Genomic DNA, 21,891 nt, shown 5'->3' on the forward strand with positions numbered 1-21,891 from the left:
AGCGGGGTCGGGGTCAGTTGGGGAGGTATTCGAGTTCGATCTTCTCGGTCCACCGGTCGAGGTTGCCCGCCACGAACGACCAGTCGATGTCCTGCTCGGTGAAGGAATCGGTGACCTCGAGCGCCTCGGCGTCCGCCCCTGCCAGCGCGCCCTCGTTCGTCGGCGCGGTGTGGAACTCCGCGGACCAGGCGGCCTGGACGTCCGCGCTGCCGAACCAGTCGATGAACTCCTTCGCCGCGTCGGCCTTCTCGGTCCCCTTCACCAGTCCGACGTGTTGCACCACCATCGGAACGCCCGTCTTCGGCTTGACGGCCTCCGTCTCGATCCCGTACTGCTCCTCGCGGGTGGCCTTGCCGGACAACCACATCTGGCCCGCGGCGACCTTGTCGGCGGCCATCTGCGCGTACAGGTCCGTGTTCGGCACGGAGGGCACGCCGTGTGCGAAGTAGGACTCGACGGCGTCCCAACCGGCCTGGCTGATCCCGAGGTCGCCCCGGTCGTCGCGGTGCCGGCTGAGGATGCCGGCCAACACCATCTGCGTGGTGGCGCCGCCGAGTTCGGTGGGTACCTCGTACTTCTTCCGGAACTCCTCCTCGGTCCACAGGTCCGGCCAGTCGGACGGGGCCCGGGCGGCGTCGGAGTAGGCGCCCTTGTCGTACACCAGCATGATCGGCTCGCGGACGATGGGCCAGAACTGCTTGCCTTCGGCGTCCCCGAGCGAGGCGTCGACCTCCTCGGACCAGGCGGGGGTGTAGCCGTCGAGGACCTCTGCCTCCTTGAGCTTCTCGAAGTACACGTTGTTGAGGCCGAAGGTGACGTCCGCCACCGGGTTGGCCTTTTCGGCGAGCAGCCGGTTCTGGATGTCACCGCCGCCGAGGTCGACGAACTGGAGGGTGTGGCCGGCCTTCTCGGCCTCCTTCTTGAGCCACTCGCCGCGTCCGTCGGACACCGAGTTGCTGTAGACGACGAGGCTCTCCGAGCCGCCCGAACCGCTCGCCCCGGACGGCGAGCTGCACCCGGTGGCGATCAGCGCGGTGGCCAGCGCCGCAACGGCGGCCGGGATGGTCTTGCGCATCGTTTCGTTCCGTTCCGGCCCTGGTCGCTCATGGCGCCGGGCCCGTTCGATGGAGGGATGAACGCGCGTTCATGGACCTCGGGGCGGCCGGCAGATGAATGAACGGCATCCGCACGCCGAAGGTCGCCCACTCCGGCTTCCCTCGCACACGGTGGTCGCCCCGTCGCTCATGGTGAAGATCGCGCCTCGGCTTTTGGTCCGGTGCTGTGATAGGCAGGGCCGATGATCAGCCGCCTCCCCCTCGACGAACAACTCGGCTGCCTACGCGCGACGCTGTCCCGCAATGACGTCCTGATGGAGGTACTGGCTCGGACCGCGGGGTTGCAGCTTCCCGGCTGGTACGTGACGGCCGGATGCCTGTTCCAGACGGTGTGGAACGTGGTCACGGACCGTCCGCCGACCAGGGGCATCAAGGACTACGACGTCTTCTACTTCGACGACCACGATCTGTCCTGGGAAGCGGAAGACGCGGTGATCCAAGCCGGCCGACGGCTGTTCGCCGACCTACCGGCCGAGGTCGAGATCCGGAACGAGGCCCGGGTCCACCTCTGGTACGAGGAGAAGTTCCAGGTGCCGTGCCCGCCGTACACGTCCACCGAAGCCGCCATCGACAGCTTCGCCGCCACGACCTGCTGTCTGGGAGTGCGGGTGGAGCCGGACGGCCGGTGGCGCGTGTACGCACCGCACGGCTTGTCCGACGTGTTCAACCTCGTCGTCCGTCCGAACCCGGTGCTCGCACCGCGCACGGTGTACGAGGCCAAGGTGGCGCGGTGGCTCGGACAGTGGCCCGAGCTGACCGTGTGGGATTGGCCCACGGCCGGCGGCCGCGCTCGGTCCTGAGCCGTTGAGGGCGGGCGAACGCGACCGTGCGCGATGGTGGTGCCAATGCGAAGGGGCGCGAGGGGCCAGGGCGCCGACCCGTCCGCGCAGGCACGTCGGTGCACGGCTGCCCCCGGGTGCAGGACGTCCTGCACCCGGGGGCAGCCGTCAGGCTGCCGAACCGTCAATCACCGGACTGCTCGGGCCGGTTCGTCTTCACGGGCGGCCAGGGCCAACCCGACCGCTGCGACGATCACCCCGATCAGCGCCCACAGGAAGGCGGTGCGGAAACCGTCGACCCCCGCTGCCCCGACGGCGACACCCACGAGCACGGCCAAGCCCAGCGCACCGCCGAGTTGGTCGACCGAGCGCTGCACGCCCGCGGCGGTCCCCGCGTCGTGTTCCGTGACACCGAGCAGCGCCGCGTTCTGGAGCGAGATCAGGCCCATTCCCATGCCCGCGGCGACGCCGACCATCCCGGGCAGTACGTCGAGGACGTAGCCGCCCTGGTCGGGGAGCCGGACCAACCAGGCCAGGCCCAGCGCCGTGCAGACCAGCCCCACCAGCGCGGTGTGCTTCGTACCGAGGGCGGACATCAGCCGGGCGGTCAGCGAAATGGCCAGGAGCAGCGCCGCGCAGAACGGCAGGAAGGCCGCGCCCGCCCGCAACGGGCCCCACCCCATGACCTCCTGCAAGTAGAGGGTGAGCAGGAAGAACACGGTGGAGAGTGCCGCGCTGAGCAGCACGGTCGCGGCGTTCGCCACGGCACGGGTGCGGTGGGTGAAGAAGGAGAGGGGCACCAGGGGGTGTCGGGTGCGTGCCTCCACGGCGACGAAGGCGGCCAACAGCACCACGCCCGCGGCGATCGCCCAGGGGCTCGACTCCAGGACGCCGTACACCAAGCTCAGGGGGCCCGCCGTCAGCAGTGCGGCTCCCGGGAGGTCGAGGCGCTCACTGCGGAGGCGTGGCCCGTCGGCGGGGACCAGCCTCGGTGTGATCAACAGCACGACGGCCGCGAGGGGAACGTTGACGCCGAAGATCCAGCGCCAGTGCAGCAGTTCGGTGATCACGCCGGACAGCAGCAAGCCGACGACGAGCCCGCTGGCGGAGATCCCGCCCCAGACGCCCAGTGCCTTGGCCCGCTCGGTGGGCTCGGGGAAGAGCAGGGCGATCAACGACATCGCCGCGGGCGACGCCAGTGCTTCACCGGCACCCTGGGCGAAGCGGGCGACGATCAGCGTCGGTAGGTCGGGTGCCAGACCGGCGACGAGTGAAGCGAGGGCGAACAGGCCGGCGCCGAGCAGGAACATCCGCCGCCGGCCGAGCAGATCGGTGACCCGGCCGCCGAGGAGCAGCAGGCCCCCGCCGACCAGGGTGTAGCCGGTGACGACCCAGGAGAGCGACGCGGTCGGCGTGTGGAAGTGGGTGCCGATGGACGGCAGCGCCACATGGACGACGGTCACGTCCACGGCGATGAGGAACTGGAGGAGGGAGAGCAGTGCGAGAGCCGGCTTCCGCCGGTCGACGGGACGGCGGACGCGTGTCCGCGGCAAGGGGTTCACGGGGGTGGGTACTCCAGGCAGAGGAAGGCACGACCACGCGGTCGTGAGGACGCTTCCGTGCCGGTACGACGAGCGCACCCCGCCGGTCGGACCGACGTGGCTCAGCCGTGGTACGGCACACCTGGACTACTTGGTTACTGCGATCCCCATGCCGGCAGGCTATCAGCGGGTGGTCGGAGCCCGGTCCGCCACGGGACGACTGCGCGCCCGGGGTCCGGGTAACTCGGCTACCACCAAGCCCACTTGTTGACTCCCGCCCCGCTCCCTCACGGAAGCCCGTCGGGATACCACGCAGCACGGGAGACACCCGAAGCGATCACTGTCCGTTCGAAACCGGAAATCCTCCGTGGTCGCGCCCGTGCGGGGGTCCGGCGGCATGTCGTCATCTGCTCGGGAAACGACACCCGGAGCAGCGTAGGCGTCCCTATGATGCTGCTACGTTCCTGGACCGGTAGTCGACTCAGGGCGGGATCCTGCTGTGCGCCCCAAACACGGTCGCGCTCACTGCCACCGGGGCCGAAGGGATCCCGACCCGCCTTCCGCGTCGATAGCACCCCTGGAGGTGCCGGTATTGATTCTTGTGAAGTGCGCGTATAGCCTGGGATTCTGTTAATGAATGAACTAATACGGCGGAAGGTGGGTGGCATGAAAGAAGCAGGCGAAGCAAAGGCGGCAGAATCAGATGAAGAAACGCTGACCAGGCTTACCAGTGCTATCGGACAGCCTCCACTCAGCATGCTGGACAACGCGAAGGCGTTGTTCGCGCTCCACCACGGTGGTAACGAGGATCGAAGTGCGGAATCCGTTTCCGCTGAGCGGGCGGCAGCGGCCGACCAGGTGCGCGGCTGACCGTACGGAGAGAGACGAGGCCGTGGGGGTCGCGTTCGTCGGCCCGGGGGTGAAGGGTGCGGTGATGGCGCCCGCAGGCGTCATGACGCCCCTGCGGGTCCGGTGCCATGAAGTACTCGGTGTCATGAAGTAGGGGTCCCCGACGGCCCGTTGAGAGGTTCGTACGCAGGCACTTCGTCGGACCCGGTGTGGCGAGCGCCGTCACGCGCCCTGACGGGGCTCCCTGCGAGTGGACTGCCGTCGCGCCCGTTGCGCGGGCGACGAGGTGCGCGCTGCCGTGCCCCGGTGGTGCCCGGGCACCCGCTGCTGACGTGGTCGGGGACGGTCTCGCCCCGTGAACGGTGCACTCCGGAAACTCCACCCCTCCCCCTCCCCAATTGTGGGGACGTCAGTCCCCGCCCCCCTCGACTGCAAAGGTCTAATCCAATCGCGCGCCGCGTATGTGGAGAACCTGTGAGGGTCGCCCCGGCGTGCCGTCTTGCCCCTTGGTTTCTCCCTCCATCGAGAAACCCGTGGAGCGTGATCTCAGGAGGCGAATCACCTCGCGGGGAGCCCGCTCGGTGCGCCCGGTAGGTGCGTGAAGATCGCGATCCGGCGTAGTTCGGCACGGGTGTGACGGCATGAGGGGATCTCCGCCATCTGACGGGTATGGGGGAAGCGCGGAAAGTAACGGATCGGCGAGGCGGTGGAGTTCGTCAGGATCCAACCGCTTCGACGGGGCGACGCCGATGGGAAGCCTTTCATGCCGTATTGATCTCACATCGCGGAGCGGTGAACTTTTCGCGTGGCTCCTGCAATGACTTGATTTGTCGGTGGATGATCACTCGATGTGCCCCCTTCGTGAAGCACTGAAGGAGGTTGCCCCGACGCCACTGGAGAAGGGTCCGACATCGGCCCGAGGCGTTACGGGGAAGAGGCCCGTGCCGCCCTCCGCATACGCAGTACCCGAGGGTTCTGCCCATCCGTGCCCCATCGGCATCCCGCGGGCCTCCAGGGGAGGGGAGAGGGGTGGTCGACAGGATCGCACGGGTGCGAGGGTGCGGCGCTGAGGCGATGGCCACGTGGACGGAAGGTGCGGCGTCGTGCCCACTGCGGGCCGTGGCACGGAAAACGCGGAGCGGACCGGCCGCGGCCCCTCCCGCCCGGCGCCGGGAGTACGGGCTCCGTCGGGTCCAGGACCGGCTGTCACGCAACATCGACAGATGGCCGTGCAGGCACCGTCAGGCGGCGGTGTACGACCGATCGGGGGGCCGGTGCCACCCGTGGCGCGGTGACTCCGGATCGACGACGGATGACACGGTCCCGGCGGGTGTGGCCGCCGAGCGCTTCCCGAGGTGCGTGCGGAAGTCGATCCACGACGACACCCGGCTTCGGGTGGTGCGGTGCAGGCGCCGGTCACGCCGCCCCTCAGGCCAACGGCTCGGCTGAGGTCGGACCCTGACGAGGGACCGGACGTGCGCAGGAGGTACACGTGCGGGAGCGGCAGGGCTGGGAAGCCCTGCCGCTCCGGCTCGATGGCACCCTCGGGTTCCCCCTCGGGCTCCGGTCCACGCTGAACGCGAACGCGCGGCAGCTCCGAGACGCCCGATGCACGGGATCAGCGGTGCTGCTCCAGGGCGAAGGTCCGCAGGCCGGAGCGGGTGATCGCGTGGAGCAACTCCGCGGCCTGTTCCGACCGCTCCGTTTCACGTTTCAACAGTTTTTCCAAGTGGGCCAGACACCGCGCCCGAACCGGGCCCAGCGAGCCGCGCGGCATGCCCAGCGTGGCGCTGATCTCGTCGTAGGACATCGGTGGGTCGGTCACCAGGAGACCGAGCAACGCCTGACACTTCGGCGAGAGCGCGCAGTAGGCCAACAGCACCTCGTTGTCGCGTTCCTTCGCCAGCGCCGCTTCCTCGGGAAGGTTCTCCGAGGGCTCCGAGCGGTCGAAGACGGGTGAGTCCCCGACGGGCACACTGCGACCGGACTTCTCGATGTGCTTGAGGCTCTCCCGGCGGGCCGACACCGCGATCCACTGGGTGAGCTTCTCGGGATCGCGGAGCTTGCCCAGGTGCTGGATCACCCGCATCCAGGTGGTCTGGCTGACGTCCTCGCAGTCGGCCGTGCTGAGCCTATGGCCGCGGGCGATCGCCCATATCAAAGGTGTGTACCGTTCTACAATTCGGTTCCAGCCGTCCTGGTTCCCCGCCATGCACTGGTCTACTAGCTCGTTCAGGGTAGGCGTACGCATAAATCCCCCGGTTTCGTCTGCTCCCCCAGTACCGCCGGCCAAATAGTAGTGTTGACCGAGGGTAATGAGCCATGCTACCCGGGAGTTTTTTCCCCGCCCGTTACTCGCAGGGCCCCTCGGGTCTGGCTGGAGGCAGAATCTACTAGCGGACGAACTTAAACGTACAGCGTGTTAGATCGACTCATTGGTGGCGCTGTCGTTGGGTCTGGCCCATAAGTCGACTAGAAAGCGACTGTTCCTCACCCTTGTGTCTGTTTACCATGCGTAGCCTCTCGGGGTGGGGTCTCAATCCGCGGGACTCGCCCTAAGCAGTTGAATTTTGCACTGAGTCCGTTCCGTGGTGGCCGGATCGGGGAGTGCGGGTCGGGTGGTTCCCGGTGGCGTGGTGCGCCCCGGGCGCCGTACCGCACGGTCGGTCCCGCGAGTCCCGGGCGAGTGGGGGTGTCGACGCCCAGGTGCTGGTCCAGCAGGGTGCTGCACCAGGTCGACGCGTTCGGCGGCCCCTCTGGTTCCGCCGTCCAGCGATCGCGTGTCCGGATTCCCCCGTAGTGATTCGGTCAACTCACCGAATTCCATGCAGCGTTCACTCCTGTTGGTGATGTCCGTGCGAGAGTTCCTGGCTACTCTCGTTCCGGCGGACCCGGTGGGCCTTCCGGTGTGCCCGGCCGGCCCGCCGCGGTGCGCCGGCCGCACCTGCCGGTGGCGGTCCTCCTCTCCAGCGGGGCGCACGGCGCACGGACGGACGATCGGGCACGTTCTGACTCATCCGGCCAGGAATCGCCTCACGGGTAATCGGCGGTGTCGTACGTGGAATTGACCGACGGTCGAGCCGATGTGACGTCCGCCACATTCGCCGGGGAATGCCCTCATGAACGTATCCAGGTCGGACACCGCCGGATCCATGTTCTTCGCAGGGGGGCACAGTCAGCTCGCGGGGAGGCATGTGGTGATCCCACGGGTCGCAATCATCTGGGAAGGAAATCGTGACCGTTGAACGAAATCCATGGCAAGCGCTAGGCGCACTGCTTGTCGGATTCTCCCTCATTTTGCTGGACATGAGTGTCGTGGCGGTCGCCAACCCCGCGATCATGGAGTCGCTCAAGGCGAGCGTCTCCGAAGTGATCTGGGTGACCAGCGCCTACCTGCTCACCTACGCAGCGCCCTTGCTGTTCACCGGTCGACTGGGCGACCGCTACGGCCCCAAGAACGTCTACCTCGTCGGCCTGGTGGTGTTCACCCTCGCTTCCCTGTGGTGCGGAGTGGCGGACAGCATCGACGGGCTGATCGCCGCGCGCGCCGTACAGGGGTTCGGGGCCGCGCTGATGACACCCCAGACCATGGCGGTGGTCACCAAGATCTTCCCCGCGGACAAGCGCGGCGCCGCGATGGGCGCATGGGGCGGCTCCGCCGGCGTCGCCCTGCTGCTCGGCCCGGTGCTCGGCGGCCTGCTGGTGGACTCCGTCGGCTGGGAGTGGATCTTCCTCATCAACGTCCCCATCGGCATCCTCGCCTTCGCCCTGGCCTGGAAGCTGGTGCCGACACTGGAGACCACGAAGCACCGGATCGACCCGTTCGGCATCGTGCTGTCCTGCACCGGCATGTTCCTCCTGGTCTTCGGCCTCCAAGAGGGCAACAACCGCGACTGGTCGGCCAGCATCTGGTCGATGATCGCCGCAGGTCTGCTCGTCCTGGCCGTGTTCGTCGTCACCCAGGCCCGCAGCAAGGGCGAACCCCTCCTGCTCCTGGCCCTGTTCCGCGACCGCAACTTCGCGCTGGCCAACGTGGGGATCGCCACCATGGGCGCCGCGGTCACCGCGATGACCGTCCCCTCGTACTTCTACCTCCAGGGCGTACGCGGACTCTCCTCCATGGAATCCGCCCTGATCTTCGCCCCGTTGGCCATCCTGACCGGCGTCTTCTCCGTCACCATCGGCAAACTCTCCGACAAGGCCCACCCCCGCACCTTCACCGCCCTCGGCTTCGTGCTCTTCGCCCTCACGATCGTCGGGTTCAGCCTCCTGATGGAACCCGACTCGCACCTGTGGATGTTCTCGGCCACAGCAGCCCTGACGGGCGTCGCCAACGGCATGGTCTGGGGACCACTGGGCGCCATCGCCACCCGCAACCTCCCCGTCCACCAGTCTGGCGCGGGCTCGGGCATCTACAACACCAACCGTCAGATGGGTGCGGTGCTGGGCAGCGCCGCGGTCGGCGCACTGTTCGTCGACCGGATCGAAGCGCACCTGCCGGGCATCAGCGCCGGCGGAGCCAAGTTCGAAGGCAGCCCCAGCGCGATCCCCGAGGCGTTCCACGCGCCCTACAGCACCGCCCTGAGCGAAACGGGCCTCCTACCGGTCGCCTTCCTCCTGCTGGGCGCCGTCGCCTGCACCTTCTTCCTCCGCTTCCCGACGCCGGAACCGCAGAAGGAAGAAGAGGACGTCGCCCTGGAGAAGGCCGAGAAGACCGGCTGAGGAACACCGACGGCTGAGGAACGCCGACGGTTGAGCGGCCACGCGACCACGCAGGCGTGAGCCGCACGGGAATCCGTCGAAACCCCAAGGTGCGGGCCGGGGTTCCGGAAGGGCAGTACCTCCGGAACCCCGGCCCGCACCCACGCGCCGGGGCCGGAAGCCCACTCCGGACGCCTCCCGCTGACCCGGGCGGAGACCGGGCGACGACCCGTCGGACTACCCGGACACCACGCCGAACACACATGCCTCGAAAAAAGCTGAGGAATCGTTGTATCCGGGAGGGCCACCCCGGGATCTAGTACGTCGACCACATGGTCGCCGGCATGAGCCCGAAGGTGGGGGAAACACGCATGGCCCTCGAAAAGCCCGACATCGTCGGAGCCCTGCGCAAGTCGCTGAAGGAGACTGAGCGTCTGCGGCGCCAGAACCAACAGCTGCTCGACCAGGCGGGCGAGCCCCTGGCGATCGTGGGCATGAGCTGCCGCTACCCGGGAGGCGTCGCCTCACCCGAGGACCTGTGGTCGCTGGTCGCCGAGGGACGCACGGGACTCTCGGAGTTCCCCCGCGACCGCGGCTGGAACCTGGACGACCTCTACGACCCCGACCCCGACCACCCCGGCACGGCCTACACCCGCCACGGCGGATTCCTCGACGACATGGCCGAGTTCGACGCCGAGTTCTTCGGGATCAGCCCCCGCGAGGCCCTCGCCATGGACCCTCAGCAGCGCCTGCTGCTCGAAGGCGCCTGGGAAGCGTTCGAGGACGCCGGCATCGACCCGCTGACGCTGAAGGGCAGCGACACCGGCGTCTTCTGCGGACTCATGTTCTCCGACTACCAGTTCGTCGCGAGCCTCAGCGACCAACGCCCGGAGATCGAGGGCTACCTCTCCATCGCGTCGTCGCCCAGCGTCGCCTCGGGCCGCATCAGCTACACCTTCGGATTCGAAGGCCCCGCCGTCACCGTCGACACGGTGTGCTCCGCCTCCCTCGTGGCGATCGACCTGGCAGCCAAGTCCCTGCGCGCCAGGGAGTGTTCACTCGCCGTGGTCGGTGGCGCGACCACCCTGGCCCGCCCCAGCGCCTTCGTGGAGTTCAGCCGCCAGCGCGCCCTGTCCCCGGACGGACGCTGCAAGGCGTACGCCGCAGCCGCCGACGGCGTCGGTTGGGCGGAAGGCCTGGGCCTGCTCGTCCTGGAACGACTGTCCGACGCCCAGCGCAACGGGCACCGGATCCTCGCCCTCGTACGCGGCACGGCGATCAACCAGGACGGCGCCAGCAACGGCCTCACCGCACCGAACGGTCCCTCGCAGGAGCGGGTCATCCGCCAGGCCTTGAACAGTGCGGGCCTGTCCCCGTCCGATGTGGACGCGGTCGAGGGCCACGGCACGGGAACCCCCCTCGGCGACCCGATCGAAGCCGAAGCACTGTTGGCCACCTACGGCCAGAAGCGCGAGAACGGCCCGCTCTGGCTCGGCTCCATCAAGTCGAACATCGGCCACACCCAGGCCGCGGCCGGGGTCGCGGGCGTCATCAAGATGGTCATGGCGATGCGACACGAGACGCTCCCGCCCACCCTGCACGTGGACGCCCCGTCGCCCCACGTGGACTGGACGTCGGGCGAAGTGGCCCTGCTCACCGAAGCCCGACCGTGGCCCGCGGGGGAACGACGCCGCCGTGCGGGCGTCTCCTCGTTCGGCGTGAGCGGCACCAACGCCCACGTGATCCTGGAAGAGGCCCCGAAGGAGGACGCGCCCCAACAGCAGGCACCCAGCGGGGAACACACCCCCGGCGCCCGCCCGCCGATCCTCGTACCCCTCTCGGCCCGCAGCGAGACGGCACTGCGCGAGCAGGCCGACCGGCTGCGCGCCCACATGATCGCCCGCCCCGAACTGGACCACCTGGACATCGGATTCGCCCAGGCGACCGCCCGCGCACACCTCGAACGCCGAGCCGTGGTGGTCGCCACCGACCGCGGCGCCCTGCTCACCGGCCTCGGTGAACTGAGCTCTGCTGCTCCTGCGGTGAATGTGGTGGAGGGGCAGGGTGCCGGTGGGGGTGTGAAGTCGGTGTTCGTGTTCCCGGGTCAGGGTGCGCAGTGGGTGGGTATGGCGGTGGGGTTGTTGGATGGGTCTGAGGTGTTTGCTGCTGAGGTGGCGGCGTGTGGGGAGGCGTTGTCGGAGTTTGTGGAGTGGCGGCTTGAGGATGTGTTGCGGGGTGTTGAGGGTGCTCCGTCGTTGGAGCGGGTGGATGTGGTGCAGCCGGCGTTGTTCGCGGTGATGGTGGGTTTGGCGGCGGTGTGGCGTTCGTATGGTGTGGAGCCGTCTGCGGTGGTGGGGCATTCGCAGGGGGAGATTGCTGCGGCGTATGTGGCGGGTGGGTTGTCGTTGCGGGATGCTGCGCGGATCGTGGCGGTGCGGAGTCTGTTGGTGCGTGACCGGTTGGCTGGTCTCGGCGGGATGATGTCGGTTGCGGTGGGGGCGGTGCGGGCTGAGGAGTTGATCGCTCCGTATGCCGGTCGGGTGTCGGTGGCGACGGTGAACGGCCCTTCGTCGGTCGTGGTCGCCGGAGAGCCGGAGGCCCTGGACGAGCTGCTGGCCACGTGTGAGCGGGAAGACGTCCGGGCTCGGCGGGTGAAGGTGGATTACGCGTCGCATTCGGTGCAGGTGGAGGTGGTTGAGGGGGAGTTGCGGGAGGCGCTTGCGTCGGTGGTGCCGTTGAAGGGGCGGGTTCCGTTCTATTCGACGGTGTCGGGTGGGTTTCTGGACACCACGACGATGGATGCCGGGTATTGGTACCGGAATCTGCGGAACCCGGTCGGTTTCGAGCCGGCGGTCCGTGCGCTCGTCGACAAGGGCACGGGTTGTTTCCTGGAGATGTCCCCCCACCCCGTGCTCACCATGGCGGTGGAAGGCACGATCGAGGCACAGTCCGCGGGGGACCGCGTGGCCGTGGTGGGCTCCCTGCGCCGCGACGAAGGCGGACTCTCCCGCTTCCTCCTCTCACTCGGCCAAGCACACGTCGCGGGTGTCCGCATCGACTGGGAAGCCGTGTACGCAGGCACCGACGCACAGCGGGTGGACCTGCCCACCTACGCCTTCCAACGCGACAAGTACTGGCTGACCCCGGCAGCGCAGGGCGGTGACGTCGCGGCTGCCGGCCTCGACCGCATGCAGCACCCCGTGCTGGCGGCGGCCGTGCAGGTCGCCGACCGCGACGAGTGGGTCTTCACCGGTCGCTTCTCCACCGAGTCGCAGCCGTGGGTCAGCGAACACGTGGTGCTGGGCTCGGTGATCGTGCCCGGCGCCGCCCTGGTCGAACTCGCCCTCGCCGCAGCACGCCACCTCGGTCACGTCCTCCTGGACGAGTTGGTCTTCGAAGCTCCGCTGGTCCTCGAAGAGAGCTCCGCCCGACACATCAGGGTCACCGTGGGCAAGCCCGGCGAGGACGGTCGCCGTGAAGTCGCCGTCCACTCCCTCGCCGAGGCGGGTACCGGCACCGGGACCGGGACCGGGACTGACGGTGCGCGGCAAGTCATCAGGCACGCCCGCGGCTGGCTCGCAGCCGAGGCCGAGGCCGGGTCCGATCCCGCCCCGCCCTTCCCCGCTTCCTGGCCGCCGATCACAGCCGTCGAGGCCTCCGCCGAGGCGCTGTACGAGCAACTGGCGGACATCGGGCTCGACTACGGCCCCCTGTTCCAGGGCGTGCAGAACGTGTGGCGCAGCGGCACCGAGCTGTACGCCGAGGTCACCCTGCCCGAAGGCACCCCCACCGACGGATTCGCCATCCATCCGGCGCTGTTCGACTCCGCGCTGCACGCCAGCATGCTGGACAAGACCTCCGGGTCGACCCCCGACCTCCCGTTCTCCTGGTCCGGGGTGCAGTGCGGGCGGTCGGCACCCGAGCGGGTGCGCGTACGCATCGACACCGCCGGAGACGCCGGCTTCCGCGTCGACGTCGTCGACGAGAACGGCGACCTGGTCGTCGCCGTCGACAACCTCGCCGTGCGCCCCGTCGACCCCGCACAGCTGGCACGACCCCGCGACGAGCACGACGCACTGTTCCAGTTGGAGTGGGCGCCGGTCACGGGAACGCCCTCACAGGTCCGCATCGCGGTCCTCGGCGACCTCGACGCACCCGGCGAACGCTTCGCCGATCTGCCCGCCCTGGAGGCCGCGCTCGCCGACGGCGCCACCTGCGCGGACCTGGTGCTCGTCCAGATCGAGAACCCGGAAGCGGACGACCCCACCCACGCCGCGACCGCGGTCGCCGAACGCACCCTCGCCCTCGCCCAGCGGTGGCTGGCCAGCGAGTGGCTGGGCGAAGCAACCCTCGTGGCGGTGACCCGCCGGGCGGTCGCCGTCGGCGCGGAGCCCCTGGACCTGACCCAGACCCCCGCCTGGGGACTGCTGCGCAGCGCACAGACCGAACACCCCGGCCGCTTCGTCCTCGTCGACACGGACGGCGGCACCCAGCCCGACTGGAGCTCACTGGCCGGCCTCGACGAGCCGCAGCTGGCGGTCCGGGGCGAGACCCTGCTGGCCCCCCGCCTGGGGCGGGCGACCGCGGGACCGACCGGCCGGTCGTGGCGGCTCGCCAGCACGGAGAAGGGCTCCCTGGAGAACCTCACCGTCCAGCCCTCCGACAGCAACCGCCCCCTGGGCGTCGGCGAAGTCCGCGTCTCCGTCCGGGCCGCCGGCCTCAACTTCCGGGACGTGCTCATCGCACTCGGCATGTACCCGGGCGAGGCGCCGTTGGGCAGCGAGGCGGCGGGCATCGTGCTCGAAGTGGGCTCCGCCGTTTCCGACCTGGTCCCCGGCGATCGGGTGTTCGGACTGGTGAAGGACGCCTTCGGCCCCGTCGCCATCGCCGACCGGAAGACCCTCGCACCGGTCCCGCAAGGCCTCACCTTCACCGAGGCCGCCGCCATTCCCGTCGTGTACCTGACCGCCTACTACGGCCTCGTCGACCTGGCCGACCTGAGGCCCGGCGAAAAGCTACTGGTGCACGCCGCCGCCGGTGGCGTCGGCATGGCCGCCGTACAGCTCGCCCGCCACCTCGGCGCCGAGACCTTCGCCACCGCCAGCCCGGCCAAGTGGGACGCCGTACGAGCCCTGGGCGTCCCCGAGGAGCACCTCGCCTCCTCCCGCGACCTGGCATTCCGCGACGCCCTCCACCGGGCCACCGGCGGCACGGGCGTGGACGTGGTGCTCAACTCCCTGGCCGGCGAGTTCATCGACGCCTCACTGGAACTGCTGCCGCGCGGCGGACGCTTCATCGAGATGGGCAAGGCCGACCTCCGCGACCCCGAGGCCGTCGCACGCCAACGCGAGGGGGTGACCTACCGCTCCTACGACCTGATGGAAGCCGGACCGGACCGCATCCAACAGATGCTGGTCGAGATCGCCGACCTGTTCGCACGAGGAGTACTGGCCCCCGCACCGATCCGCGCCTGGGACGTACGCCGAGGCGACGAGGCGTTCCGCTACCTACGCGAAGGACGCAACGTCGGCAAGGTCGTGCTGACCGTTCCGGCGCCCCTGAACCCCGAGGGCACCGTGCTGATCACCGGTGGCACCGGTGGCCTGGGCGCCCTCTTCGCCAAGCACCTCGTCACCGAGCACGGCATGCGTCACCTCCTGCTGGTCAGCCGGCGGGGCCCGGCAGCCGACGGCGCCGCCGACCTCGTCACCGAACTCGCGGCCCTCGGCGCCGAGGCCCGCGTCCTCGCCTGCGACGTGGCCGACCGCGCACAGCTCGCCGAACTGCTCGGCTCACTGGAACGCCCCCTCACCGCGGTGATCCACACGGCCGGCACGCTCGCCGATGGCATCATCGAGTCGCTCACCCCCGAACAGGTGCAGCACGTCATGCGCCCCAAGCTGGACGCCGCCTGGCACCTGCACGAGCTGACCTCACGCATGGACCTGTCGGCGTTCGTCCTGTTCTCCTCGGCAGCCGGACTGCTCGGCAACGCCGGCCAGGCCAACTACGCCGCAGCCAACGCCGCCGTGGACGCCCTCGCCACGCAGCGACAGACAGCCGGCCTGCCCGCCCTCTCCCTGGCCTGGGGCCTCTGGTCCGACTCCACGGGGATGACCGGGGAGATGGACGAAGCCGACCTCGCCCGCATGGAACGCACCGGAATCGGCGCGATCTCCCGGGACCTGGGCCTGCAACTGTTCGACCAGGCCCTCCGCTCGGACGCCCCGCTGCTGGCCCCCGTACGCCTCGACCCGACCGCGCTGCGCACCCAGGCCCGGGCCGGCACGCTACCCGCCCTGCTCCGCGGACTGGTCAGGACCCCCGCCCGCCGCGCCGACAACGGACGCTCGCTGGAACGACGGCTCGCCGGGGTCCCCGAGGCCGACCGCGAGCAGGTGGTGCTGGACCTGGTCCGTACCCAGGTCGCGTCCGTGCTCGGCCACGCCTCGGCCGAGGCCGTCGACCCCGAGCGCCCCTTCAAGGACCTCGGCTTCGACTCCCTCGCCGCCGTCGAACTGCGCAATCGACTCAGCCAGGTGGTCGATGTCCGTCTGCCCGCGACGCTGGTCTTCGACCACCCCACCCCGATCGAGGCCGCCCGACTGATCCTCACCAAGGTCGGCGGAGCCACCGGGCAGCACCCGTCACCACTCGACCAGGAACTACAGCGGCTTGAGGCACTCCTCATCGCCGTGTCCGGCCACGAACAGCAACTGGCCGGCGCCGAACCCCGTCTGCGCTCGCTCAGCAACCGCCTGCGGACCCTGCTGAGCGCAACGAACACCGGCCACGAGGCCACCGAAGACGACCTAGAAGACGAACTCGACTTCGTCTCCGACAGCGACATGTTCGACCTGATCGACAAGGAGCTCGGATCCGCATGACCGGGAAGACTGACGACGGCCGGAGCGGACCGATCAACGACGAGCAGAAGCTCCGCACCTACCTGCGGCGGGTGACCGCCGAACTGCGGACGGCCAACCGCAAAGTCCGCGAGCTGGAACAGCGCGACGTCGAGCCGATCGCCATCGTCGGCATGAGCTGCCGGTATCCGGGTGGCGTGACGTCACCGAACGAGCTGTGGGAGCTGGTGGCATCCGGCCGGGACGCCATGGGCCCGTTCCCCACCGACCGCGGCTGGGACCTGGAGCGGCTGTACGACGCCGACCCGGAACGGCCGGGCAGCGCCTACGCCACCGAGGGCGGGTTCGTCGACACCGCCACCTCGTTCGATGCCGAGTTCTTCGGGATCAGCCCCCGCGAGGCCCTGGCCATGGACCCGACCCAGCGGCTGACGCTGGAAGCGGCCTGGGAGGCGTTCGAGGACGCGGGCATCGACCCCACGTCACTGCGGGGCAGTGACACCGGAGTGTTCGCCGGCACCGTGTCCTCCGACTACGGCCCGTCGACCCTGCCCGAGCTGGAGGGGTTCCGGGTGACCGGAACCCAGAGCAGCGTGATGTCGGGCCGCGTCGCCTACAGCCTCGGCCTGGAGGGCCCGGCGGTCTCGATCGACACCGCTTGCTCCGCCTCGCTCGTCGCCATGCACCTCGCGGCGAACGCACTGCGGGCGGGCGAGTGCTCCCTCGCGCTCGCCGGCGGCGTCACGGTCCTGGCCGGGCCCTTCCTGTTCGTTGAGTTCAGCCGCCAGCGCGGCCTGGCCCGCGACGGCCGGTGCAAGGCGTACGCGGCGTCCGCCGACGGGACCGGGTTCTCCGACGGCGTCGGCCTGGTGCTCCTGGAACGGCTGTCGGACGCACGGCGCAACGGGCGACAGATCCTCGGTCTGATCCGCGGCAGTGCGGTGAACCAGGACGGTGCGAGCAACGGTTTGACGGCGCCGAACGGTCCGTCGCAGGAGCGGGTGATCCGGCAGGCGTTGGCGAGTGCCGGGCTGTCTCCGTCGGAGATCGATGCCGTCGAGGGCCACGGTACGGGGACGAAGTTGGGTGACCCGATCGAGGCGCAGGCGTTGTTGGCGACGTATGGCGCTGAGCGTGCTGGTGATCCGTTGTGGTTGGGGTCGATCAAGTCGAACATTGGTCATACGTCGGCTGCGGCTGGTGTGGCGGGTGTGATCAAGATGGTGATGGCGTTGCGGCATGGTGTGTTGCCGTCGACGTTGCATGTGGATGAGCCGTCGCCGCATGTGGATTGGGCGTCGGGTGACGTTCGGTTGTTGCGGGAGGCGCGGGAGTGGACGGTCGAGGGTCGTCCGCGTCGTGCGGGTGTGTCGTCGTTCGGTGTGAGTGGGACGAATGCGCACATCATTGTGGAGGAGGCGCCGGTTGAGGATGTGGTTGAGGCGGGGGGTGTTGCTGCGGGTGGTGGGCGTGGTGTGTCGGCGGTTCCGGTGGTGGTGTCGGGTCGTTCGGATGCGGCGTTGCGTGCGCAGGTGGATCGGTTGCGTTCGTTCGTGAGCGAGCGGCCTGAGGTATCTGTTCTGGATGCGGCGTTTTCGTTGGTGGGTTCGCGCGCGTTGTTGGAGCGGCGTGCGGTGGTGGTGGCTGGTGGTCGTGATGAGTTGCTGGCGCAGTTGGGTGCTGTGTCGACGGGTGCGGGTGCAGTGGCGGGGAAGTCGGCGTTCCTGTTTACGGGGCAGGGTTCGCAGCGTGTGGGTATGGGGCTGGGTTTGGCGGCGGAGTTCCCTGCCTTCGATCAGGCGTTGCGTGAGGTGTGTGCGGAACTCGACCCACGGTTGGGCCGCTCGGTGCGGGAGCTTCTCGCGTCCGACGGCGGGGTGTTGGATGCGACGGAGTTCACGCAGGTCGTATTGTTCGCGGTCGAGGTGGCGCTGTACCGCCTGGTGGAGTCGCTTGGACTGCGCGCGGACTACCTGATCGGCCACTCCGTCGGGGAGATCGCTGCTGCGCATGTGGCGGGGGTGCTCTCGTTGCGTGACGCCTCAGAGCTGGTGGTGGCGCGGGGTCGTTTGATGGGTGGGTTGCCTGCGGGTGGGGTGATGGTCGCGGTCCAGGCGAGCGAGCCCGAAGTAGTCGAGTCGTTGGCGGGGTTCGAGGGTCGCCTCGAAGTCGCGGCGGTGAACGGTCCGACTTCCGTGGTCGTCTCCGGTGACGAGGACGCAGCCGAGGAGTGGCTCACGCACTGGGAGGGCCGCAAGGCGACGCGGCTTCGGGTGTCGCATGCGTTCCATTCCCCGCGGATGGAACCGATGCTCGACGAGTTCCGGGCGGTCGCGGAGAGCCTGGAGTACGCAGCGCCGCAGACCCCGGTCGTCTCGAATGTCACGGGCGCAGTGGTGGAGGCGTTCGACGCCGAGTACTGGGTCCGCCACGTGCGCGAGGCGGTGCGTTTCGCTGACGGGGTCCGCACCCTGTGGGACCTGGACGTGCGGCGCTTCCTGGAACTGGGTCCCGACGCGGTCCTGACCGCGATGGCGCGCCAGTGCCTCGACACCGAGACCGAGGACATCGACGCGGTGTTCCTCCCGGCCCTGCGGAGGAAGCAGAACGAGCCGGAAGCGTTCGCCGGGTTCCTCGGCCACGCCTACGCGGCTGGTGTCGTCGTGGATTGGGAGGCGTTCTACGCGGGTGTTGGTGCTGAGCGTGTTGATCTGCCGACTTATGCCTTCCAGCGGGAGCGGTTCTGGCTGTCTCCCGGTACGAGCACGGGTGACGTGTCGGCTGCTGGTCTCGTACCCGTCGACCACCCCGTACTGGCCGCGGCGGTGCAGGTGGGCGACCGCGACGAGTGGGTCCTCACCGGTCTCGTCTCCACCGAGTCTCAGCCCTGGGCCGCTGAGCACCTCCTCCTCGGCACGATGGTCGTGCCGGGCACGGGGCTGGTCGAGCTCGCTCTGGCCGCCGGACGACATGCCGGCAGTCCGGTGGTCGACGAGTTGGTCCTCGAAGCACCTCTGATCGTGCAGCACGGCGTCACCCGGCAACTCCAGATCACCGTCGGGGCGTCCCAAGCGGACGGTCGTCGTGAGCTGGCGATCTACTCGCGCTCGGAAGAAACCCTCAGCGACAGCGAGGCCACCTGCCACGCCCGGGGAACCCTCAGCGCGGACAGCGCCCCGGTCCAGGCATGGCCGGACCAGTGGCCGCCGCGGAACGCCGAACCGATGCCGGTCGACGACCTCTACAGCCGGCTCGCAGATCTCGGGTACGACTACGGCCCCCTCTTCCACGGCGTCGAAGCCGTCTGGCGCGACGGTGACGTGACCTATGCCGAGGTGACGCTGCCCGAGGGGCACGAGGGCTTCGGCATCCACCCCGCGCTCTTCGACTCCGCTCTGCAGAGCGGTGTCATCCTGCTGACCGAGGGCGATGGCGCCTCGCACCTCATGCCGTTCAGCTGGAACAGCGTGCGGCTCGACCGCCCCGACGTCTCGCGACTTCGGGTTCGTTCCGTGATGACCGGAGACACCTCGCTACAGCTGGACGGCGTGGACGAGAACGGCGACCTGGTGGTCTCGGTTGGCTCGCTCGTCGTGCGCCCCGTGGAACAGGGACGGATCGACAGCACGCGTGAGGACGTACGGCAATCGCTGTACACGGTGGACTGGAACGAAATCGATGCCGCCGCAAGCGTTGGCACTCAGGAAGTCGTTCGGATCGGTACCGGGGACACCTACTCGGACTTGGGCGCCCTTGAACAGGCGCTCACTCAGGGGGTTCCGGCTCCGCAGACGCTTCTCGCCCGCATCCCGGGTGCCGGCCAGGACACGCCTTCCGCAACGCGTGCAGCTGTCCGTGAGGCGTTGTCGTTGGTGCAGGGACTGTTGGCGTGTGAAGCGCTGGCTGGTTCGCGGTTGGTGGTGGTGACTCGGGGTGCGGTGTCGGTTGGTGGTGGGGTTGCGGATGTGGCGCAGGCTGCGGTGTGGGGTTTGGTGCGCAGTGCGCAGTCGGAGCATCCGGGTCGGTTCGTTCTGGTGGATGTGGAGGGTGATCAGGAGCCGGACTGGGGTGTGGTCCTGGGTTCGGATGAGCCGCAGCTCGCGCTGCGTGGCGGCCAGTGGTTTGCGCCGCGCCTGATCCGTTCGGTTGCGGGGGCTTCGGACGGGGTGGTTCGGTCCTTCGATCCGGAGGGGACGGTGGTGGTCACTGGTGGTACGGGTGGTTTGGGTGCGATCTTCGCCCGTCACCTGGCCGCGTCGCATGGTGTGCGTGACCTTCTGCTGCTGAGTCGTCGTGGTCCTGCGGCTGATGGCGCTGCGGAGCTAGTCGCGGAGTTGGACGCGTTGGGTTGCGCGGCTCGGGTCGTGGCCTGTGACGTGTCCGACCGTGAGCAGCTGGCCGCGGTACTGGCCGCGGTGGAGCGTCCGTTGACCGGTGTCGTGCATACGGCGGGTGTGTTGGACGACGGTGTGGTGGAGTCGTTGACTGCCGAGCAGATCGACCGTGTGATGCGTCCCAAGGTCGATGCGGCCTTGCACCTTCACGAGCTGACGGCCGATACCGATCTCGCTGCGTTCGTGGTGTTTTCGTCGGTGGCGGCGTTGATGGGGAGTCCGGGGCAGGGCAACTACGCTGCGGCGAACGCGGCGTTGGACGCTCTTGCAGCGTCTCGTCAGGCTTCGGGGCTTTCTGCGACGTCCCTCGCATGGGGGCTGTGGAACGAGGTCGGAGGCATGTCGGGCGAGCTCGGCGAGGCCGAACTGGCTCGTTTGGAGCGCATGGGTATGGGTGCGCTTTCCCCGTCGTGCGGGTTGGAGCTCTTCGACTTGGCGCTCGGTACCCGTGAGGCGCTACTCGCTCCTGTCCAACTTGACCCGGCCGCGCTGCGTGCCCAAGGCCGGGCCGGCTTGCTCCCCACACTGCTGCGTGGTCTCGTTCCCGCCCCTGCCCGACGCGCCGAGACGGGTGGATCGCTCGCGCAGCGCATCGCCGGTCTCGCCGGAGCAGATCGGGAACGAATCGTTCAGGACGTGGTTCGGGATCAGGTCGCTGCGGTACTCGGTCATGCGTCCGCTGCGGCGATCGACATGGACCGGGCCTTCAAGGAACTCGGCTTCGACTCGCTCAGCGCGGTCGAGCTGCGCAATCGACTCACCCAGGCCACACGTGTCCGCCTGCCCGCCACACTGATCTTCGATCACCCGACCCCGGCCGCGGTCGCGCGGCTGCTGCTCTCCGAGTTCGGCGGAGTGACTGACACGCCGAAGCCCGCCACGCGGGCGAAGCGCGTTGCCACGGACGAACCCCTGGCCATCGTGGGGATGAGCTGCCGCTACCCCGGTGGGGTGACGAGCCCCGAGGAACTGTGGCAGTTGGTTGCCGCCCGTCGTGACGCGGTGGGCGGGTTGCCCACCGACCGTGGGTGGGACCCGAACATCTACGACCCGGACCCGGACCAGCCGGGGAAGATCAACACCAGGGGCGGCGCCTTCCTGGAGCGCATCGGGGAGTTCGACGCCGAGTTCTTCGGGATCAGTCCGCGTGAGGCCGTGGCGATGGACCCGCAGCAGCGCCTGCTGCTGGAGTCGTCGTGGGAGGCGTTCGAGAACGCGGGCATCGATCCGACGACGTTGCGGGGTAGCGACACCGGTGTCTTCGCCGGTGTGGTGACGACCGACTACGGCGGCATGGCGTCGGGAGAGCTGGAGGGCTACCGCCTGACCGGCACGACGACAAGCGTGGTGTCCGGTCGGATCGCGTACTCGCTGGGACTGGAAGGGCCAGCGATGTCGGTGGACACGGCTTGCTCCTCCTCCGCCGTCGCCCTGCACCTGGCAGGCCAGGCGCTGCGAGCCGGTGAGTGCTCGTTGGCACTGGTCGGTGGTGTGACCCTGCTGGCCGGCCCCTATCTCCTGACCGAGTTCAGCCGCCAGCGGGCGGTTTCCCCGGACGGTCGGTGCAAGGCGTATGCGGCGTCGGCGGACGGGACTGGGTTCTCGGACGGTGTGGGTGTGTTGGTGGTGGAGAGGTTGTCGGATGC

8 protein-coding genes are annotated in these 21,891 nt (G+C 69.1%); 5 read left to right on the forward strand and 3 right to left on the reverse strand.

Going from position 1 to position 21,891, the window contains the following annotated elements:
* Window positions 1–13: 13 nt before the first annotated feature.
* Window positions 14–1,075: an extracellular solute-binding protein gene (locus ACFWIA_RS25125; protein ID WP_387008754.1), complete on the reverse strand. Its 1,062-nt coding sequence runs from the start codon at window positions 1,073–1,075 to the stop codon at window positions 14–16.
* Window positions 1,076–1,297: 222 nt separating this feature from the next.
* On the opposite strand from ACFWIA_RS25125, the gene ACFWIA_RS25130 reads away from it, so the two are divergent.
* A complete protein-coding gene (locus tag ACFWIA_RS25130; protein ID WP_387008755.1) occupies window positions 1,298–1,915 on the forward strand; it encodes a nucleotidyltransferase family protein in 618 nt (205 codons plus the stop codon).
* A 167-nt stretch (window positions 1,916–2,082) separates the two neighbouring features.
* Here the strand turns inward: ACFWIA_RS25130 and ACFWIA_RS25135 are convergent, their stop codons facing one another.
* The gene (locus ACFWIA_RS25135) at window positions 2,083–3,456 is read right to left on the reverse strand and encodes an MFS transporter (RefSeq protein WP_387008757.1); all 1,374 of its coding nucleotides are present in this window, start codon (window positions 3,454–3,456) and stop codon (window positions 2,083–2,085) included.
* Between the two features lie 645 nt (window positions 3,457–4,101).
* On the opposite strand from ACFWIA_RS25135, the gene ACFWIA_RS25140 reads away from it, so the two are divergent.
* Window positions 4,102–4,305, forward strand: a complete 204-nt coding sequence (locus ACFWIA_RS25140) for a hypothetical protein (protein WP_387008759.1) — start codon at window positions 4,102–4,104, stop codon at window positions 4,303–4,305.
* 1,597 nt (window positions 4,306–5,902) lie between these two features.
* Here ACFWIA_RS25140 and ACFWIA_RS25145 read toward each other — a convergent pair.
* Window positions 5,903–6,535 carry an RNA polymerase sigma factor gene (locus tag ACFWIA_RS25145; RefSeq protein WP_387008761.1) on the reverse strand — a complete coding sequence of 211 codons (633 nt, stop codon included), beginning with the start codon at window positions 6,533–6,535 and terminating at the stop codon, window positions 5,903–5,905.
* Between the two features lie 983 nt (window positions 6,536–7,518).
* On the opposite strand from ACFWIA_RS25145, the gene ACFWIA_RS25150 reads away from it, so the two are divergent.
* The 3 genes from ACFWIA_RS25150 to ACFWIA_RS25160 all read left to right on the forward strand — a co-directional run.
* Complete coding sequence (locus tag ACFWIA_RS25150) at window positions 7,519–9,006, forward strand: MFS transporter (protein ID WP_387008763.1); 1,488 nt, start codon at window positions 7,519–7,521, stop codon at window positions 9,004–9,006.
* 350 nt (window positions 9,007–9,356) lie between these two features.
* Window positions 9,357–15,872 carry an SDR family NAD(P)-dependent oxidoreductase gene (locus ACFWIA_RS25155; RefSeq protein WP_387008765.1) on the forward strand — a complete coding sequence of 2,172 codons (6,516 nt, stop codon included), beginning with the start codon at window positions 9,357–9,359 and terminating at the stop codon, window positions 15,870–15,872.
* The coding region (locus tag ACFWIA_RS25160) for a type I polyketide synthase (RefSeq protein ID WP_387008767.1) at window positions 15,869–21,891 on the forward strand (6,023 nt) is incomplete at its 3' end. The genes ACFWIA_RS25155 and ACFWIA_RS25160, both read left to right, overlap by 4 nt.

The sequence above is a fragment of the Streptomyces sp. NPDC127068 genome, from assembly GCF_042724695.1.
Lineage (GTDB): Bacteria > Actinomycetota > Actinomycetes > Streptomycetales > Streptomycetaceae > Streptomyces.